General features: G+C 45.7%; 1 protein-coding gene. It reads right to left on the bottom strand.

The window, feature by feature from the left end; translation table 11 throughout:
• Positions 1 to 196, bottom strand: a 196-nt coding sequence (locus AC0QHF_RS00485) for a DUF433 domain-containing protein (RefSeq protein ID WP_324702226.1), incomplete at its 3' end; no start/stop codon positions are given.
• Positions 197 to 368: the final 172 nt, after the last annotated feature.

Consider the following 368-nt stretch of genomic DNA (forward strand, 5'->3'; position numbering starts at 1 on the left):
CTTCTTTGTGGTGCAGATAATACAAGATCGTGGCGTAGACTTGCTCTAGGTTTAGAGACGGATAGGTGCTGGCAATTTCCTCTGGTGTGCGAGCACGAAAGAGGTAGTCAAACAGAACTGTCTCAATCCCAATGCGTGTCCCTTTTAGCCGAATGTCATCATCGGCCAAAAAGTTGAAATAATCTTCAAGTTGCATGACCAACCTCCCTAACTACGTTGAAAACCCCTTTCCATAACTCGCCGGTCTTGCCTTAGTGTCAACATAGCTACAGTGTTACAACTACTTCGCTCATTGCTTCAACTGGTAGCTTCCGGATTGTTCTACCTACTAAAATACCACAGCGATCGCTCCCCTGAGATTTTCCACA

The sequence above is a fragment of the Lyngbya sp. CCY1209 genome, assembly GCF_055795065.1.